Below are 17064 nucleotides of genomic sequence, written 5' to 3'. Positions count from 1 at the left end.
TGTGGATCCGTCCACCCAACAACAGCGTCGTGGTCACGGACGAAAAACTACGCTGCAGCGCGCTCCGCGAAGCTACTCGGGCTTGCGTTGGATGACGACGGGCAGCACGGGATCCGGCCGGGCAGCGCCGCCACGGGTGTCAGCGCTGTCGCTGTCCTGCACGTCGAGCACCTCACCGTCGATGTATGCGCCGCGGGCGGGCCCGGTCAGATTGACGCCGTCGGGATTCACGCCGCCGAGATTCACGAAGGACATCTGCTTGGCGAAGGTGCGGGCGGCCAGCGCGGTCGCCAACGGACGAACCGCGGCCCGGGTGGGCGGCAACAGCATCAGCGATCCCACGACGGTGCTGACCAAACCGGGGACGAAAACCAGCAGTGTGCCGATCGCCACGAGCGCACTGTCGGTGACAGCGCCCTGTGGGTTACCGACGCCGCGCCTCAGTTTCGCAAGCTGTCGTCGCAGCTGGGAGCTGGCCAGCACCATCCCGAGTACGGAGACACCGAGCACCGCCAGCAGGGTCCAGCCGATACCGATCGTCGAGGCGAGCGCGATGACCACCGCCAGTTCGACCAGCACGTACACCAAGAACAGCCGCATGACCATGCCGATTCAACGGTTCGGCCCTGAGCTGGGTTCCACCCGGCGGCTAAGAACCTACTTAAGAGGGACCACCCGCTGGGTCTATCTCTACGGCCACCACCTCTATGGCGGCGTGCACCTTGTCGACGCCGCCGCGCACGATGGCCTGCGGGATCCACCACCACGCATGCCACCAGTACCGCCTGGTCACCATGTCGAACACCCGCCGGGTCTCGGACTTCGGCAGATTCCGGGCCACCGCCTCGACGGGGTCACCCTTGGGTTTGCCCAGAACGCCGCACTTCTGGATGGTGACCCGCGGGGTGTTGTTGATCCGCTTGGTCTTCCAGGAGCCGTCGTCGGTGCTGATCAACAACTTGCCCTCGTGGGGCACGCCCCACACCGGGGTGGGCTTCGGCCGACCGTCCTTGGTGAACGTGGTCAGCAACAGGTACTTGGCCTCGTACACCTCGGCGAAGGTCGGCGCCATCAGAGAGCCGCTTGGAGTTCGATCCCGACGTTGTTGTTCATCCCGCCGCGCAGCTTGCTGAAAAAGTTGAACGCCTTGCCGAGCAGGCCGTAGCGCTTGGCGATGGCGTCATAGACAGCGCCGGTCTGCGACTTGTCGAGGATCGCCGCGGACGCCTCGATGGCCTCGCTTTTCGGCTTACCGGCCCGGTCGCAGACCGCGAGCGTGACGCGCGGCGTGTTGCGAATCCGCTTGACCTTCCAGGACTTCTCCTGCGTGATCACGACGAGTCGGCCGTGGTCGTCAGGTGCGGCCCAGACCGCCGTCGGTTTGGGCCTGCCGTCCTTGGTGAACGTCGTCAGCAGGATGTATTCGGCCGCGGAGATGTCAGCAAATGTGGGCGCCACAGGGCTCAATCTACTTGCCCACAGCGCTCTGCCTACCTTTCCAGGTTGCTGCTTACCTCTCCAGGTCGCCCTCGGTTTCGAGCAGCACCTGCCGCAACGCATCGAGGGTCTCCGGATCGGGTTCGGCCCACATCCCACGGCCCACCGCTTCCAGCAGTCGCTCGGCCATCCCGTGCAATGCCCAGGGATTCGATTCGTCCATGAACTTGCGGTTTTCCGGGTCGAGGACGTACTGCGCGGTCAGCTGCTCGTACATCCAGTCGGCCATCACGTGCGCGGTGGCGTCGTAGCCGAACAGATAGTCGACCGTGGCGGCCATTTCGAAGGCGCCCTTGTAGCCGTGCCTGCGCATCGCCGACATCCACCGCGGGTTGACCACCCGGGCGCGGAAGACGCGGGTGGTCTCCTCGCTCAGGGTGCGGGTGCGCACCGAGTCGGGGCTGGTGTTGTCCCCGATATATGCGGCCGGGTCCTTGCCGGTCAACGCCCGCACGGTGGCGACCATTCCGCCGTGATACTGGAAATAGTCGTCGGAGTCGGCGATGTCGTGCTCGCGGGTGTCGGTGTTCTTCGCCGCGACCGCGATCCGCCGGTAGGCCCGGTTCATCTCGTCGGTGGCCGGCGCACCGTCGAGCTCGCGGCCGTAGGCGAAACCGCCCCACGCGGTGTAGACGGCCGCCAGGTCGGCGTCGTCGCGCCAGTTGCGGCTGTCGATCAGCTGGAGCAGACCGGCACCGTAGGTTCCCGGCTTGGATCCGAAAATTCTTGTCGTCGAACGCCGTTGGTCACCGTGCTCGGCCAGATCGGCTTGAGCGTGGGCCCGGACGAAGTTGTCTTCGGCGGACTCGTCGAGACCCGCGACCAGTTGCACGGCATCGTCGAGCATGGTCACCACGTGCGGGAACGCGTCGCGGAAGAAACCGGAGATGCGCACCGTGACGTCGATACGCGGACGCCCGAGTTCGGCGAGCGAGATCGCCTCCAGGTCGACGACTCGCCGCGACGCCTCATCCCACACCGGCCGAACCCCCAGCAGCGCAAGCACTTCGGCGATGTCGTCACCCGAGGTACGCATCGCCGAGGTACCCCACACCGACAGCCCGACCGACTGCGGCCACTGGCCGTTGTCACCGCGGTAGCGCTCCAGCAGTGAATCGGCCAGGGCCACTCCGGTTTCCCAGGCCAGCCGCGACGGCACGGCCTTGGGGTCGACGGAGTAGAAGTTGCGCCCGGTGGGCAGCACGTTGACCAGCCCGCGCAGCGGCGAACCGGAGGGGCCGGCGGCGATGAAGCGGCCGTCGAGCGCGCGCAGCACCTGGTCGATCTCGCTGGCGGTGCCGGCCAGCCGGGGCACCATTTCCGTGGCCGCGAACCGCAAGACGCTCGCCACCTCGGCGTTATCGGTGATGCGAGAGACCGCATCGGGATCCCAGCCGCTGTCCTGCAGTGCCGAAACCAGTGCTCGCGCAGTACTTTCGGCTTCGTCGACGGAGACCCGGCTGTCGCTGCCGTCCTCGGTCAGGCCGAGTGCCTCGCGCAGGCCGGGCACCGAACGCTCGCCGCCGAAGAGCTGCCGCGCTCGCAGCATGGCCAGGACCAGATCGAGTTCGACACTGTCCGTTGGCCGTTGGCCGAGGATGTGGAGACCGTCGCGAATCTGGACGTCTTTGATCTCGCAGAGCCAGCCGTCGACGTGCAGCAACATCTCATCGAAAGAGTCTTCTTCCGGCCGCTCGGCCAGGCCCAGGTCGTGGTCCATCTTGGCTGCGCGCATCAACGTCCAGATCTGCTGGCGGATGGCGGGCAGCTTGCCCGGGTCCAGGGTGGCGATGTTGGCGTGCTCATCGAGCAGCTGCTCGAGTCTGGCGATGTCGCCGTAACTTTCAGCCCTGGCCATCGGCGGGATCAGGTGATCGACCAGCACTGCGTGGGCGCGACGCTTGGCCTGCGTGCCCTCGCCGGGATCGTTGACCAGGAAGGGGTACACCAGCGGCAGATTGCCCAGGGCCGCGTCGGAGCCACAGGACGCGGACATGCCCAACGTCTTGCCCGGCAACCACTCCAGGTTGCCGTGCTTGCCGAGGTGCACCACCGCATCAGCCTTGAAGCCGTCGGCGAAGCTGTCGTCGAGCCAGCGGTAGGCGGCCAGGTAGTGGTGGCTCGGTGGCAGGTCCGGGTCGTGGTAGATCGCGACGGGGTTGGCGCCGAACCCGCGGGGCGGCTGGACCACGATCACGATGTTCTCGGATCGCATGGCCGCGATGACGATCTCACCGTCGGGGTCCTGGCTGCGGTCGACGAACAGCTCGCCCGGCGGCGGCCCCCAATGCTCGACGACAGCGTCGGCCAACTCGGTGGGCAGGGTGGCAAACCATGCGCGGTAATCCCTGGCGGACACCCGAATCGGGTTGCCGGCCAGTTGCGTCTCGGTCAACCAGTCCGGGTCCTGTCCCCCACGTTCGATCAACGCGTGGATCAGGGCGTCACCGTCGGAGGCATCCACCCCTGGCACGTCACCGATCCGGTATCCGGCCGTGCGCATCGCCTGCAACAGGGCCACCGCGCTGGCCGGGGTGTCCAGCCCGACGGCGTTGCCGATACGCGCGTGCTTGGTCGGATACGCCGAGAAGACCAGCGCCACTTTCTTGTCCGCCGGGGCGATGTGCCGCAGCCGAGCCTGTCGTACCGCCAAACCGGCCACGCGGGCACAGCGCTCCGGGTCGGCGACATACGCGATCAGCCCCTCGTCGTCGATCTCCTTGAACGAGAACGGAACCGTCACGACGCGGCCGTCGAATTCCGGCACCGCGACCTGAGTTGCGACATCCAGCGGTGAGAGGCCGTCGTCATTGAGGCTCCAGTCCGCCCGCGATGACGTCAGACACAGGCCCTGCAGGATCGGAACATCGAGCGCGGCGAGGTGTTCGACGTTCCAGCCGTCGTCGTCACCGCCGGCTCCGACGGTGGCCGGGACTGCCGACCCGGCGGCAAGCACCGTCACCACCATCGCATCAGCGGTGGCCAACAGCTCCATCAACTCCTTCGCCGGCGTGCGCAGCGACGTGCAGTAGACGGCCAGCGGGCGGCCACCAGCGGCCGTGATGGCGTGACACAGGGCTCCGATGTATTCCGTATTGCCGGCCAGCTGCTGAGCCCGGTAGAAAAGCACCGCGATCGTCGGGCCGTCGCCGGTGACAGTGCCGCCTGCCGGACACTCCAGCACGCCCCAGTTCGGGGTGACCGCAGGCGGGGCGAACCCGTAGCCGGTCATCAGCACGGTGTCGGTCAGGAACGAGTGCAAGTTCGCGAAGTTGTCCACCCCGCCCTGGGCCAGATAGATGTGGGTCTGCACGGCGATACCGGCGGGCACCGTCGAACGTTCCATCAGGTCGGCGTCCGGGGCCTGCTCACCACTGACCACGACCGTCGGTACGCCGCTAGCGGTGATGATGTCGATACCGTCCTGCCACGCCCGGTAGCCCCCGAGAATCCGGATGACGACAATGTCTACCCCGTCGAGCAGGCCGGCCAGTTCACTCTCGAGATCGCTCTGCAACAGCCGGGACGGGTTGGCCCACCGGTAGGGGGCCGCACTGGCACGCGCGGTGATCAGGTCGGTGTCGGACGTGGACAGCAGCAGGACGCTCGGATCAGGCACCCGCTCTTTCTACCCCACAGGAGTTGCAGCACAGTTGCGTCGCACCCGGCCAGGGTCTCCGGCACCACGTTTAGATCGGCGTCAGTCAAAACCTGTTCCGCGGCTTCTCGACCGGCCACGATTGTGCGTATGACTCTGCAGATCAAGAAGCTCGGCGCCAATATCGGCGCTCAGCTAGATGGCATCACTCTCAGCGGCGATCTGGACCAGGCGACCGTCGCCGCCATCAACGATGCGCTCCTGGCACACAAGGTGATCTTCTTCCGCGAACAGCACCACCTCGACGACGACGGTCAACTCGCGTTCGCCCGTCGCCTGGGCACCCCGACCATCGCCCACCCGACGGTCACCTCGCGCGGACATCAGATCCTGCCGATCGACTCCAACTACGACAAGGCCAACAGCTGGCACACCGATGTCACCTTCGTCGACCGCATCCCGAAGGCGTCGCTGCTGCGCGCGGTGACACTGCCCGAATACGGCGGCACCACGACGTGGGCCTCCACCGAGGCCGCGTACGACCAACTACCGGAGCCGCTGCGGGTGCTCGCCGAGAATCTGTGGGGTGTCCACACCAACGTCTACGACTACGTCTCCGCTTACGGACCCGCCTCCGGGACTGCGGAGGATGCGGTGCCTGACACGGTGAGCGAATACCGCAAGGAATTCGAGTCCGCCTACTACGAGACCGAGCATCCGGTGGTCCGGGTTCATCCCGAGACCGGCAGGCGGGCGCTGCTGCTGGGACATTTCGTCAAGCGGTTCGCCGGTCTGAGTGCCGGCGAGTCGGCGGCACTGTTCGCGCTGTTGCAGGCGCGAGTCACCAAGCTGGAGAACACGGTGCGCTGGAGTTGGCAGGCCGGCGACCTGGCGATCTGGGACAACCGCGCCACCCAGCACTACGCCGTCGCCGATTACGACGACCAGTACCGGCGGCTGAGTCGCGTCACCCTGGCCGGCGACATCCCGGTCGGGGTCGACGGCAGCCACAGCCGTGTCGTCGCCGGGGACGCCTCGCACTACTCGGAGGTGGTCGCCGCGGGAATCCCGACGCTGTCCGTCGTACCGTAGGTAGGTGGCCCGAACTCGCGACCAGGACGCCTGCCCCGGCGCATTGACGCTGCATCAGGCCGCCGACGGCGCATTGCTCAGGGTGCGGCTGCCCGGCGGCGTACTCAGTTCCACCCAGCTGGCAGTACTGGCGCAGGCCGCTGCGGAGTTCGGTTCCGGCTCCCTCGAGCTGACATCGCGGGGCAGCCTGCAGGTGCGCGGGCTCGACGGCGCCCCGGCGACCACTGCGGCGGTCGCCGGGCTGATCGCCGACGCCGGCCTGCTGCCATCGGCCACACACGAACGGGTGCGCAATATCGTGGCGTCACCGTTGTCGGGCCGGGCCGGCGGGCTCGCCGACGTGCGGCCGTGGGTCGCCGAGCTGGATGCGGCCATCCAGGCCGACCCGGCACTGACCGGGCTGACCGGGCGCTTCTGGTTCAGCATCGACGACGGGCGCGGCGATGTGTCCGGGTTGCGCGCCGATGTCGGTGTGCACGTACTCGAATCCGGCGATGACGTCGCGGTGTTGCTCGCCGGCACCGACACCGGCATCCGGGTGTCCGCCACCGAGGCGGTCAGCACGATGATCACTGTTGCGAGCCGGTTCGCCGAGATCCGCGAAAAGCGTTGGCGAGTAGCCGAATTGGATGATCACACCGTCCTGCTGGAAGAGTTTTCCGCCACCGCACCCGCCGGCGCACGGTTCGAGACCACCACCAGAGGGCCGGTCGGCTGGATCCCCCAGAACGATGGTCGGGTGGCGCTCGGGGCGGCCGTGCCGCTGGGCATCCTGCCCGCACGCACCGCCGAATTCCTGGCCGCGATCGAGGCGCCGCTGGTGATCACGCCGTGGCGCACCGTGCTGGTGTGTGACCTCTCCGAAGATATAGCGGATGTCTCCTTGAGGGTGCTGGCCCCGATCGGACTGGTCTTCGACGAGAACTCCCCCTGGCTCGACGTCAGCGCCTGCACGGGAAGCCCGGGCTGTGATCGCTCGGCCACCGACGTCAGGGCCGATGCGGAAGCTTTCGCGCGGGCCGCGGCCACCGAGGGCGGCACCGGAGGCGTACACCACCGGTTCGTCGGCTGCGAACGCGCCTGCGGCAGCCCCCTGCGCGGCGAGGTGCTGATCGCAACCGCGGACGGATATCGCCCGCTGAGTCGTTCTGGGCCTCACCCGTAATGTGATCGGGTGCTCGAATACACCCGCGACGCTGCCGAGATCTACCGGCAGTCCTTCGCGACCATCCGCGCCGAGGCCGATCTGTCGGCATTTCCCGCCGACGTCGCCCGCGTCGTCGTCCGGCTGATCCATACCTGCGGCCAGGTCGACGTCACCGAGCACATCGCGTTCACCGACGACGTGGCGACGCGGGCCCACGCCGCCCTCGCCGACGGCGCACCGATCCTGTGTGATTCCTCGATGGTGGCCGCAGGTATCACCGCGGCACGGCTGCCGGCGGACAACCAGGTGGTGTCGCTGGTCGCCGACCCGCGCGCCCCCGCGGTGGCCGCCGAGCGGGGAACCACCCGGTCGGCAGCCGGCGTGGACCTGTGGGCGGAGCGTCTCGGCGGCGCCGTACTGGCCATCGGCAATGCCCCGACGGCCCTGTTCCGACTACTCGAACTGCTCGATGACGGCGCACCCGTCCCGGCCGCCGTGCTGGGTGGACCGGTGGGTTTCGTCGGCTCGGTCCAGTCCAAGGACGAGCTGATCGCCCGCCCGCGGGGGCTGTCCTATCTGGTGGTGACCGGCCGGCGCGGCGGCAGCGCGATGGCCGCCGCCGCTGTCAATGCCATTGCTACCGAACGGGAATGACCGGCACCCCGGGTATCGCGGTCAGCCAGTCCACCGCCGCGTCGACGGTGCTGACCGTCTGCACGCCGGCGGGAAGTGACGGTCGCTCGATCATCACCACCGCCACTCCCAGCGCCGCTGCCGCATCGAGTTTGGGTTGCGTCATCGCGCCGCCGCTGTTCTTGGTGATCATCGCCTCGACGCGGAACTCGCGCATCAGCGCGTATTCGTCCTCGTAGCGGTAGGGACCGCGGGAGAGCACCAGCCGGTGCCGTCTCGGCAAGGTTTCGGGCTCCGGCGGGGTGACCACCCGGATCACGAACAGCGCGTCGCTGTCGGCGAACGCAGATACCCCGGAACGCCCCGTGGTCAGGAAGATCCGCGAATAGTGGTGCCTGGCGACGATTTTCGCGGCCTCGGCGTTGGAAGCGGCAGTGATGACGTTCTCGGTGGTCCACGCCGGGCGCGACAGCACCACATACGGCATCCCCAGTTCGGCGCACGCTGCCGCCGCATGCGCGGTGATGGTGGCCGCGAACGGGTGGGTGGCGTCGACCACGCAGTCGATGTCGTGCACTGTCAGCCAGTGGCGTAACCCGGCCTCCCCACCGAAACCACCGATCCGGACCGGGCCGGCCGGCAGCGCAGGGTCCGGCACCCGCCCCGCAAGCGAGCTGATCACGTCGACGTCGGGGTAGAGCCTGGCGGCCAGCGCACGTGCCTCGGCGGTACCGCCGAGCAGTAGTACCCGCATCAGTGCCTGGCACCCCTTCGGCGGTCGGCGGAATACAGATAACTGTCGACGAAGCCCTCCGCCGCCAGCACGTCCCCCACCACGATCACCGCGGTACGGGTGACATTCACACTACGCATCTGCCCGGCGATGTCCGAGAGGGTGCCACGCAACACGATCTGCTCCGGCCAGCTCGCGAAAGCCACCACCGCAGTGGGGGTTTCCCCGGAATACCCACCGGCGAGCAGATCGGCCACGACGGTGTCGATCTGGGCCGCGGCCAGGTGGATCACCAGGGTTCCGCCCGAGCGGGCCAAGGTCTGCAGATCCTCGCCAGGGGGCATCGCGCTCGACAGCGTCGCGACCCGGGTCAGGGTGATCGTCTGCGCGACGCCGGGCACGGTCAACTCGCGGCCCAACGCGGCGGCCGCGGCGGCGAACGCCGGTACGCCGGGCACGATCTCGTAGCCGATACCGAGCGCGTCGAGGCGACGACACTGCTCGGCGAGTGCGCTGTAGATCGACGGGTCACCGGAGTGCAGCCGCGCAACATCGAGGCCTGCGGCGTCCGCCTCGGCGAGTTCGGCGATGATCGCGTCCAGCGCCAACGGACCGGTGTCGACCACCCTGGCCTCCGCCGGACACAGCGCCAGCAGATCGGCGGGCATGATCGACCCGGCATAGAGGCAGACCGGGCAACTCCGCAGCAGCCGCTGACCACGCACCGTGATCAGGTCGGCGGCCCCGGGCCCCGCGCCGATGAAATACACCGTCATTTTTTCACCATCATTTCTTCACGACCACCCATTGGGTCACCGGCATGGCGGGCCGCCAGCCGGTGAACGTTCCGACCGGTTCCCCTCGGTAGTGCTGATAGCGGGTCAGCTCGCCGCCCAGCCGCGAATAGTGCTGCACCAGAAAGGCTTCCGATTCAGCAGTGACGGCGTTGGCCACCAGGCGACCACCCACCGGCAAGGCGTCGAGGCAGCCCTGCAGCAGACCGGGCTGGGTGACACCACCGCCCACGAACACCACCGACGGCTGGCGAGCCCCGGCGAAGGCCCCGGGCGCGCCGTCGCGAACGTCGATGTCGACGCCGAAGGCGATGCTGTTGTCGACGATGCGCGCCCGGCGTTGCGGATCGCGTTCGAAGGCGATGGCGCGGCAGCCACGGCCGCGTCGGCACCATTCGATGGCGATGCTGCCCGAGCCGGACCCGACGTCCCACAACAGCTCCCCCGGCCGCGGCGCCAACGCGGTGACGGTGACGGCGCGCATCGCCTGTTTGGTCAGCTGACCGTCGTGCGCAAACGCATCGTCGACGGCCACCGCCAACACCAGGTCGTCGGGCAGATACTGCACGGCAACCACGTTGAGGGCGTCGACGTCGTCGGCCGGGTTGTTCGCCCAGTCGGCGGCCGTGGTGTCGCGGCGACGTTCGGCAGGGCCGCCGAGCTGCTCGAAAATACTCAATCGTGAGTCACCGCGACCGGTTTCGGCCAGTCTCCGGGCCAGCACCGTCGGGCTGCTCGCGTCGCGGGAGAGCACGACGGCCCGGCCACCGTGGCGGACGGCGGTGTGCGGTTCGGCGGTGACCAGGCTGATCACCTCGGTGTCGTTGACCGGCCAGCCCAGCCGGGCGCACGCCAGCGTCACACTGGACACGTGCGGCAGCACGGTGACGCGGTCGCCGCCGAACAACCGGATCAATGTGGTGCCGATGCCATGCAGCATCGGGTCGCCCGAGGCGACGACGTGCACGCCGGTCGCGGTCTGCGCCAGCTCGGTTTCCAACCCGGGCAGCAGCGGCGACGGCCATCGTCTGCGCTGCGCGGTGACCGTGTCGTCGAGGAGGTCGAGTTGCCGCGGTGAGCCGTACACCACGGCGGCGCCGGCCAACTCACGCAGCGCGGTGGCGCCGAGGCCGGACATCCCGTCAGCGCCGATGCCGATGACGGTGATCGGATGCCCGATCATCGGGGCAACCTACGCCAGATGAACTGCGGCGCAAGCCGCATCCCGAAGATCACCGGACGCAGCAGTCCAGGCACCCAGACCCGGTCCCGGCCGGCCGACAGCGCCTTGGCCGTCGCCGCGGCCACCTGTTGCGGAGTGCTGGACAGCGGGGCCGGATCCATCCCCTCGGTCATCCGGCCGATCACGAAACCGGGCCGCACGATCAGCAGATGCACGCCGGTGCCGCGCAACGCGTCGGCCAGGCCGCTGGCGAAACCGTCGAGGCCGGCCTTGGCCGAGCCGTAGACGTAGTTGGCACGTCGCACCCGCGCCCCCGCCACGGAAGAGAACACCACGATTCGGCCGCGACCTGCCGCCCGCATGATGCTCGCCAGCTGCGTGAGCAGGCTGACCTGCGCGACGAAATCGGTGTGCACGATCGCGACCGCATGATCGGCGTCGGTTTCGGCGCGGGCCTGGTCCCCCAGGATGCCGAACGCCAGCACCGCGGTGCCGATGGGACCGTGCTCGGTGGTCAGCTCGGCCAGCACCGAGGCGTGCGAGGCGAGATCGTCGGCGTCGAACGCCTTGACGTGTACCGCGGTCGCTCCCGCCGCACGGATCGCGGAAACCTGCTGGTCCAGGCCATCGCCTCCGCGCATGGTGAGCACCACCGGCCGGCCGGGGGCAAGGTGTGTGGCAAGTTCGACGCCGATCTCACTGCGGCCGCCGAAAATCACGACCACTTCCTCGTCGCTTGCACCCGTGTCTTTCATGGCTGCGATTATGTCCTGCGCTAGCGTGAACCCTGATGGCGATCTCAACAACCCGGCTCACCAACGATGCGCTGGCGTTCCTGACCGAACGCCATCTGGCGATGCTGACGACACTGCGCGCAGACAACTCGCCGCACGTGGTGGCGGTCGGCTTCACGTTCGACCCGAAGACCCATATCGCCCGCGTCATCACGACGGGTGGTTCACAGAAGGCGGTGAACGCCGAACGTGGCGGGATCGCGGTGCTCAGCCAGGTCGACGGCGCCCGATGGCTCTCCCTGGAGGGCCGATCCAGTGTCAGTACCGACCCCGACGCCGTGCGTGATGCCGAACTGCGGTATGCGCAGCGGTACCGGACGCCCCGGGTGAACCCGCGCCGCGTGGTCATCGAGGTCCACATCGAGCGGGTGCTGGGTTCGTCGGGTCTGCTGGACCGCGGCCAGAGCGCCTAGTCCGGGAGCGACACCACGGTCAGATCGTGTGGGCGCTGGTTCACCGACTCGGCACCGTCCTCGGTGACGATGACGATGTCCTCGATTCGCGCACCCCACTGGCCGGGGAAGTAGATTCCCGGCTCCACGCTGAAAGCCATTCCTGCGGTGAGCGGAAGGTCGTTACCGGCGACGATGTAGGGCTCCTCGTGAACCGAGAGGCCGATACCGTGCCCGGTGCGGTGGACGAAGAACTCGGCCAGCCCGGCTTCGGCCAACACATCGCGGGCCGCGGCGTCCACCTGTTGCGCGGTCACGCCGGGGCGAACGGCGTCGACGGCCACTTGCTGCGCCCGCTGCAGAACCGAATACTGGTGCGCCACTTCGGGACTGGGTTCACCGAGGCTGTAGGTCCTGGTCGAATCCGAGTTGTAACCCGGCTCGTAGGGCCCGCCGATGTCGATCACGACGATATCGCCGGCTTGTAGCTCGCGATCGGAGAAGCCGTGATGGGGGTCGGCCCCGTGCGGCCCGGATCCGACGATGATGAACGCCGCCTCGGTGTGCCCTTCGGCGATGATCGCGTCGTTGATATCGGCGGCCACCTCGGCCTCGGTACGCCCGGGAACCAGGAACTCGGGCACCCGCGCGTGCACCCGGTCGATGGCCGAGCCGGCATTGCGCAAGGCGTCAATCTCGGCCGCGTCCTTGATCATTCGCAACGTCCGCAGCACGTCGGTGGCGAGCACCGGCACCGTCCCGAGCGTGGCGGCCAGTGGCAGCAGATGCAGCGCGGGCATCGAATCGGTGACCGCGAATCGGACCGTTGCGGCACCGTCGCCGGCCAGCGCCGAGGCCACCAGCTGATAGGGATCGTCACCGTCGACCCAGTCCAGCACCGGTAGTGCGAGTTCGACGATTGCGGATTCCTTGAGCGACGCCAGTTCCATCCGCGGTACCACGACCGTCGGCTCCCCGACGGCGGGGATGACCAGGGCCGTGAGCCGTTCGAAGGTGTCCGCGCGCGACCCCACCAAGTACCGCAGGTCGTAACCGGGGGTGATGACCAGTCCGCTCAGACCGGCCTCGGCGGCGGCCGCAGCGGCGGCCCGCAACCGGTGGGCGTAGACGCCCGAATCGAATCGACTGCTAGTCATGGGGTTCAGGCTAGTCGAGCGGCGAGAGCGTCATCGAGCGTGCGCAACACCTGCACCGCAGTCTCGAGATCGGCGTCGGACACCGTATCGCCGGCGGCACCGAGCAGGCCGATCCAGGACCGCTGCAGGCGCGCGAGGTTCTCGGCAGCCCGCGGCGTGGGCCGCAGCGCGGCGTGGCGGTTGTCGGTCGCGTCGACCTCGCGCGCCACCATGCCCTTGGCCTCCAGCGCGCGCAACGCCTTACTGAGATTGCTGCGTTGCAGCCCAACGGCGGTGGCGACGGCGCTGGGGCCGCAGCCCGGATGCTGGTCGATAAAGCGCATCACGCTGATTTCGGTCGCGTTGAGCCGCACCACCTGCGGATCGCCGTAGTCGCGTGCCTTGACGGCCCGGGCCACCGCCAGCACTCGATCGGCCAGCTCGACATACCTCTCGGCACGCTCGCGGTCTCTGCCCACGCTGCCACCGTACCGCGATTGCTGTACGATAATAATTATCTTTTGATAACTACCTAGGAGATCGTATGCCGGGCGCTTCGACCGCGCCGACCGAGACGCCGCAGCCCAGCAGGGGCGCCACTATCACCCCTGCATTGTTGGTGACGCTGGCACTGCTGTCGGCCGTCGCGCCGTTCGCGACGGATCTGTACCTACCCGCGTTCCCGATGATGGTGTCCCAGCTGCACACCACCGCGGCGGGCGTGCAGCTGACCCTGACAGCGTTCCTCATCGGACTTGCGTTGGGCCAGTTGCTCTTCGGACCGCTGTCGGATCGCTTCGGGCGGGTCAAGCCGTTAGTCGTCGGCGCGGTGGTGTGTGTAGTGGCCAGCGCCGTGACGGTATTCGCCCCGACGGTGGAAATCCTGGTCGCCGCCCGCTTCGCGCAGGGCTTCGCCGGTGCCGCAGGGATGGTGATCGGGCGGGCCATCATCTCCGATCTGGCCACCGGCAAGGCCGCGGCGCGTGCCTTCAGCCTGATGATGATCGTCGGCGGAATCGCGCCGGTGGTTGCCCCGCTGGCCGGTGGTTTCCTCGTCGGACCGATCGGCTGGCGCGGCGCCCTGGCCGTCATCCTCGGCCTGTCCACCGCAATGCTGCTGGCCGTGCTGGCCGTGGTGCGCGAGACGCACACCGAGCATCGTCGGGCCGCTTTACGTGCGGAGAAAACCACCGCCGGTTCGCCGCTGACCAGCCTCATGAGCCGGGCGTACCTCGGCAATACCGCTGCGTTCGCCTTCGCGTTCGCCGCCATGATGGCCTACATCTCGGCCTCACCGTTCATCTACCAGACGATGATGGGCCTCTCGGCGGGGCAGTACGGCGCCATGTTCGGGATGAACGCGACAGCTCTGCTCGCGATGAGTGCGCTGTCGGCGAAACTGGCGTACCGCTACGAGGTACATCACCTGGCTGCGGTCGGCCTTGGGTTGATCTCGGTGTCGAGCGTCGCGGTGCTGACCGTTGCGCTCACCGGCACTGCAGCCGGCTGGCTGGCGATTCCGCTGCTGACCCTGGTCGGCGGGATGGGCCTGATCTTCGGCAATGTGACGGCCCTGGCTTTGAGCGCCGCGCCGCGGGCGGCAGGTACCGCCTCGGCCGTGCTCGGCGCATCGCAGTTCCTGCTGGCCGCGGTCGTCTCGCCGTTGGTCAGCATCGCCGGAGAGAACACCGCGGTGCCGGTCGGCATCATCCTGGTGAGCACATCGGCAATCGCCTGCCTCGGCCTCTTGGCCGCGGGAAACCGTCGCCCCCAGACAACCTAACCACCCGAGTAACTGGAGATCTCGATCAGATTACCGTCAGGGTCCCGGCAGTAGTACGACGTCATCCCACCCAATGCACCGGTGCGACTGGTCGGCCCCTCGATCACCTCGACACCGACAGCGGCGAGGTGCGCCGCGATCTCCTCAGGCGCCACCTCGGCGATGAAGCACAGGTCCAGCGACCCGGGCGCGTCCACCTCGGCGGTGACCCAGTTCGGCGCGCCGGTGGGACGGACGTTGAACTTCTGGCTGCCGAACACCAGCGCGGTCCGGTCACCGCGATAGGTCTCGCGGTGCATCCCGAGCACCCGGACGTACCAGTCCGCGGTGATGTCGACGTCGGGGGTGTTGATGACGATGTGATCGATGCGATCGACTGCGAAGGCCATACCAAACGCTACTGGCAGGATGACGGGCATGACGTCCACCGGTGGTCCCCTGCTCCTCCTCGACGGCGCCAGCATGTGGTTCCGGTCCTTCTTCGGGGTGCCCTCCTCCATCACCGCCCCGGACGGACGGCCGGTCAACGCGGTCCGCGGTTTCCTCGACGCGGTCGCCACGGTGGTCGACCAGCATCGCCCGTCACGTCTGGTGGTCTGCCTCGACCTGGACTGGCGCCCGCAGTTCCGGGTGGACCTGATCCCGTCGTACAAGGCACATCGCGTCGAGCAGGAGAACGCCGACGGTAATCCCGATATCGAGGAGGTGCCTGACCAACTGACACCGCAGGTCGAGATGATCGCCGACCTGCTGGACGCCTTCGGGATCGCCACCGGTGGCGCACCGGGATTCGAGGCGGACGACGTGCTCGGCACACTGGCCGCCCAAGAGCGGCGCGACCCCGTCGTCGTGGTCAGCGGCGACCGCGATCTCCTACAGGTGGTGACCGACGAACCCGTCGAGGTCAAAGTTCTCTACATCGGCCGCGGCCTGGCCAAGGCGACGCTTTTCGGGCCGGCCGAGGTCGCCGAACGCTACGGCCTACCCCCCGAGCGGGCCGGCGTCGCCTACGCCGAACTGGCACTGCTGCGCGGTGATCCGTCCGACGGGCTGCCCGGCGTGCCGGGCATCGGCGAAAAGACCGCAGCCACCCTGTTGGCCCGGCATCGCTCACTGCAAGGCATCCTCGACGCCGCCGATGACCCGAAATCGTCTGTCCCCAAAGGGGTTCGGGCCAAGCTGAAGGCGGCGTCGGACTACATCGAGGCTGCCGGTCCGGTGGTCCGGGTGGCTACCGACGCACCGGTCACCCTGTCCACCGACAGCGACGTGCTGCCCCTGGTAGCCAGGGACCCGCAGCGGGTGGCCGAGTTGGCCACGACGCTGGGGGTCGGATCATCGATCGGCCGGCTGCAGAAGGCTTTAGATCAATTGGACGAACCGGACTAACCCAACTCGACCGGCTACTTCGGGCGGCCGACCTCATAGGTGCCGCTGTCGTCCTGGAACGTCACCGTCACCTGGCGCTTGGTCCCGTCGATGCTCACCTCGCAGTTGAAGCTGTCACCCTTCTTCACCGTCGGGCTCTCACCGTTGTTGCACTTGACGTCTTTGACGTTCTTGGCGCCGTAGCCGTTGGACTGATCGGAGAGGATCTGCTGCACACCGGTCTGTGCCTTGGTGACGTCGAGTTTGGTGGTGACGAACCATCCCGGCTTCCAGAAACCGAGTACCAGCACCACCGCGACGATGATCACGGCGAGCACACCGACGATGGTGCCGATCGCGGCCATCGAGCGCTTGGAGCCCTCCTCCGGGCCGGGCTGACCATACGGCGGGAACTGCTGGCCGTAGGGCGGCTGACCGGGCTGACCGTATTGCGGCTGACCCGGCTGGCCGTATTGCGGAGGCTGACCCGGCTGGCCGTACTGCGGCTGACCCGGCTGGCCGTACTGGGGGGGCTGACCCGGCTGGCCGTACTGGGGGGGCTGACCCGGCTGGCCATATTGGGGCTGACCGTACTGCGGAGGCTGCTGACCGTACGGCGGCTGACCGTAACCCGGTGCGGACGCCGGCTGCGCGTACTGCGGCGGCGGGGCGTAGCCGGGAGTCGACTCCGGCGCCTGGTAGGGCGAGTACGGCTGCGGGGCCGTATAAGCCGGCGGCTGCCAACCGGACTGGGCCGGGTCGCTGCTGGGCGGCTGCCAGCCGGGAGCCTCGGGGGCGGCCTGCTCGGGCTCGGAGGTACCGCCGGCCGGCTGATCCTGACCCTGCCAGGGCTGCGTCGGATCAGGTCCTTGCGGTCCACTCATCGTCTCTCCTTGCGTTCTCCGGTTGCTGCT

18 protein-coding genes are annotated in these 17064 nt (G+C 68.1%); 6 read left to right on the top strand and 12 right to left on the bottom strand.

What is annotated here, in order from left to right:
- Positions 1 to 72: 72 nt before the first annotated feature.
- From H7J73_RS04320 to cobN, 4 genes are read right to left on the bottom strand one after another with little or no spacing between them, the layout of a single operon-like run.
- Complete coding sequence (locus H7J73_RS04320) at positions 73 to 606, bottom strand: FxsA family protein (RefSeq protein WP_264065977.1); 534 nt, start codon at positions 604 to 606, stop codon at positions 73 to 75.
- Between the two features lie 55 nt (positions 607 to 661).
- Complete coding sequence (locus H7J73_RS04315; RefSeq protein WP_264065976.1) at positions 662 to 1072, bottom strand: PPOX class F420-dependent oxidoreductase; 411 nt, start codon at positions 1070 to 1072, stop codon at positions 662 to 664.
- Positions 1072 to 1458: a PPOX class F420-dependent oxidoreductase gene (locus H7J73_RS04310; protein ID WP_264065975.1), complete on the bottom strand. Its 387-nt coding sequence runs from the start codon at positions 1456 to 1458 to the stop codon at positions 1072 to 1074. The genes H7J73_RS04315 and H7J73_RS04310 overlap by 1 nt, the downstream gene beginning before the upstream one ends.
- A 52-nt stretch (positions 1459 to 1510) precedes the next feature.
- Complete coding sequence (gene cobN / locus H7J73_RS04305; RefSeq protein ID WP_264065974.1) at positions 1511 to 5116, bottom strand: cobaltochelatase subunit CobN; 3606 nt, start codon at positions 5114 to 5116, stop codon at positions 1511 to 1513.
- 129 nt (positions 5117 to 5245) lie between these two features.
- On the opposite strand from cobN, the gene H7J73_RS04300 reads away from it, so the two are divergent.
- From H7J73_RS04300 to H7J73_RS04290, 3 genes are read left to right on the top strand one after another with little or no spacing between them, the layout of a single operon-like run.
- On the top strand, positions 5246 to 6187 hold the full coding sequence (locus H7J73_RS04300; RefSeq protein WP_264065973.1) for a TauD/TfdA dioxygenase family protein: 942 nt from the start codon (positions 5246 to 5248) through the stop codon (positions 6185 to 6187).
- A gap of 4 nt (positions 6188 to 6191) precedes the next feature.
- Positions 6192 to 7352 (top strand): precorrin-3B synthase, encoded by a 1161-nt coding sequence (gene cobG / locus H7J73_RS04295; RefSeq protein WP_264065972.1) that lies wholly within the window; start codon positions 6192 to 6194, stop codon positions 7350 to 7352.
- A gap of 9 nt (positions 7353 to 7361) precedes the next feature.
- Entirely contained in the window at positions 7362 to 7988 is a 627-nt protein-coding gene (locus H7J73_RS04290) for a precorrin-8X methylmutase (RefSeq protein ID WP_264065971.1), read from the top strand.
- On the opposite strand, the gene H7J73_RS04285 is transcribed toward H7J73_RS04290, so the two are convergent.
- The 4 genes from H7J73_RS04285 to dprE2 are packed head-to-tail and all read right to left on the bottom strand — an operon-like array spanning position 7972 to position 11432.
- Positions 7972 to 8721: a cobalt-precorrin-6A reductase gene (locus tag H7J73_RS04285; protein ID WP_264065970.1), complete on the bottom strand. Its 750-nt coding sequence runs from the start codon at positions 8719 to 8721 to the stop codon at positions 7972 to 7974. The genes H7J73_RS04290 and H7J73_RS04285 overlap by 17 nt on opposite strands.
- Positions 8721 to 9476, bottom strand: a complete 756-nt coding sequence (cobM, locus tag H7J73_RS04280; protein WP_264065969.1) for a precorrin-4 C(11)-methyltransferase — start codon at positions 9474 to 9476, stop codon at positions 8721 to 8723. Before cobM ends, H7J73_RS04285 begins: the two co-directional genes overlap by 1 nt.
- A gap of 10 nt (positions 9477 to 9486) precedes the next feature.
- Complete coding sequence (gene cbiE / locus H7J73_RS04275; protein ID WP_264065968.1) at positions 9487 to 10677, bottom strand: precorrin-6y C5,15-methyltransferase (decarboxylating) subunit CbiE; 1191 nt, start codon at positions 10675 to 10677, stop codon at positions 9487 to 9489.
- Entirely contained in the window at positions 10674 to 11432 is a 759-nt protein-coding gene (dprE2, locus tag H7J73_RS04270; RefSeq protein WP_264065967.1) for a decaprenylphospho-beta-D-erythro-pentofuranosid-2-ulose 2-reductase, read from the bottom strand. The genes cbiE and dprE2 overlap by 4 nt, the downstream gene beginning before the upstream one ends.
- A 35-nt stretch (positions 11433 to 11467) precedes the next feature.
- On the opposite strand from dprE2, the gene H7J73_RS04265 reads away from it, so the two are divergent.
- Positions 11468 to 11884 carry a F420-dependent biliverdin reductase gene (locus H7J73_RS04265; RefSeq protein ID WP_264065966.1) on the top strand — a complete coding sequence of 139 codons (417 nt, stop codon included), beginning with the start codon at positions 11468 to 11470 and terminating at the stop codon, positions 11882 to 11884.
- Here H7J73_RS04265 and H7J73_RS04260 read toward each other — a convergent pair.
- Together H7J73_RS04260 and H7J73_RS04255 are read right to left on the bottom strand one after the other, a co-directional pair.
- Positions 11881 to 13020, bottom strand: a complete 1140-nt coding sequence (locus H7J73_RS04260; protein ID WP_264065965.1) for a M24 family metallopeptidase — start codon at positions 13018 to 13020, stop codon at positions 11881 to 11883. The genes H7J73_RS04265 and H7J73_RS04260 overlap by 4 nt on opposite strands.
- A 5-nt stretch (positions 13021 to 13025) precedes the next feature.
- The gene (locus H7J73_RS04255; RefSeq protein ID WP_264065964.1) at positions 13026 to 13478 is read right to left on the bottom strand and encodes a MarR family winged helix-turn-helix transcriptional regulator; all 453 of its coding nucleotides are present in this window, start codon (positions 13476 to 13478) and stop codon (positions 13026 to 13028) included.
- Positions 13479 to 13543: 65 nt separating this feature from the next.
- Between H7J73_RS04255 and H7J73_RS04250 the strand changes: the two genes are divergently transcribed.
- Positions 13544 to 14782 carry a multidrug effflux MFS transporter gene (locus H7J73_RS04250; protein ID WP_264065963.1) on the top strand — a complete coding sequence of 413 codons (1239 nt, stop codon included), beginning with the start codon at positions 13544 to 13546 and terminating at the stop codon, positions 14780 to 14782.
- Here the strand turns inward: H7J73_RS04250 and H7J73_RS04245 are convergent.
- Positions 14779 to 15171 (bottom strand): VOC family protein, encoded by a 393-nt coding sequence (locus H7J73_RS04245; protein WP_264065962.1) that lies wholly within the window; start codon positions 15169 to 15171, stop codon positions 14779 to 14781. The genes H7J73_RS04250 and H7J73_RS04245 overlap by 4 nt on opposite strands.
- Before the next feature lie 28 nt (positions 15172 to 15199).
- On the opposite strand from H7J73_RS04245, the gene H7J73_RS04240 reads away from it, so the two are divergent.
- The gene (locus tag H7J73_RS04240; protein ID WP_264065961.1) at positions 15200 to 16171 is read left to right on the top strand and encodes a 5'-3' exonuclease; all 972 of its coding nucleotides are present in this window, start codon (positions 15200 to 15202) and stop codon (positions 16169 to 16171) included.
- 14 nt (positions 16172 to 16185) lie between these two features.
- Here the strand turns inward: H7J73_RS04240 and H7J73_RS04235 are convergent, their stop codons facing one another.
- A complete protein-coding gene (locus H7J73_RS04235) occupies positions 16186 to 17034 on the bottom strand; it encodes a DUF4333 domain-containing protein (protein WP_264065960.1) in 849 nt (282 codons plus the stop codon).
- Positions 17035 to 17064: the final 30 nt, after the last annotated feature.

Origin of the sequence: Mycolicibacterium komossense, from assembly GCF_025822605.1 — a bacterium.
GTDB classification, from domain to species: Bacteria; Actinomycetota; Actinomycetes; order Mycobacteriales; family Mycobacteriaceae; genus Mycobacterium; species Mycobacterium komossense.
This window is presented reverse-complemented; position numbering and strand designations above follow the sequence as displayed.

What these genes read in the sequence shown, in the direction of transcription:
- H7J73_RS04320 (WP_264065977.1), bottom strand. Translation starts at nt 606, where the DNA reads ATGGTCATGCGGCTGTTCTTGGTGTACGTGCTGGTCGAACTGGCGGTG.
- H7J73_RS04315 (WP_264065976.1), bottom strand. Translation starts at nt 1,072, where the DNA reads ATGGCGCCGACCTTCGCCGAGGTGTACGAGGCCAAGTACCTGTTGCTG.
- H7J73_RS04300 (WP_264065973.1), top strand. Translation starts at nt 5,246, where the DNA reads ATGACTCTGCAGATCAAGAAGCTCGGCGCCAATATCGGCGCTCAGCTA.
- H7J73_RS04285 (WP_264065970.1), bottom strand. Translation starts at nt 8,721, where the DNA reads ATGCGGGTACTACTGCTCGGCGGTACCGCCGAGGCACGTGCGCTGGCC.
- cobM (WP_264065969.1), bottom strand. Translation starts at nt 9,476, where the DNA reads ATGACGGTGTATTTCATCGGCGCGGGGCCCGGGGCCGCCGACCTGATC.
- cbiE (WP_264065968.1), bottom strand. Translation starts at nt 10,677, where the DNA reads ATGATCGGGCATCCGATCACCGTCATCGGCATCGGCGCTGACGGGATG.
- dprE2 (WP_264065967.1), bottom strand. Translation starts at nt 11,432, where the DNA reads ATGAAAGACACGGGTGCAAGCGACGAGGAAGTGGTCGTGATTTTCGGC.
- H7J73_RS04265 (WP_264065966.1), top strand. Translation starts at nt 11,468, where the DNA reads ATGGCGATCTCAACAACCCGGCTCACCAACGATGCGCTGGCGTTCCTG.
- H7J73_RS04260 (WP_264065965.1), bottom strand. Translation starts at nt 13,020, where the DNA reads ATGACTAGCAGTCGATTCGATTCGGGCGTCTACGCCCACCGGTTGCGG.
- H7J73_RS04250 (WP_264065963.1), top strand. Translation starts at nt 13,544, where the DNA reads ATGCCGGGCGCTTCGACCGCGCCGACCGAGACGCCGCAGCCCAGCAGG.
- H7J73_RS04245 (WP_264065962.1), bottom strand. Translation starts at nt 15,171, where the DNA reads ATGGCCTTCGCAGTCGATCGCATCGATCACATCGTCATCAACACCCCC.
- H7J73_RS04240 (WP_264065961.1), top strand. Translation starts at nt 15,200, where the DNA reads ATGACGTCCACCGGTGGTCCCCTGCTCCTCCTCGACGGCGCCAGCATG.
- H7J73_RS04235 (WP_264065960.1), bottom strand. Translation starts at nt 17,034, where the DNA reads ATGAGTGGACCGCAAGGACCTGATCCGACGCAGCCCTGGCAGGGTCAG.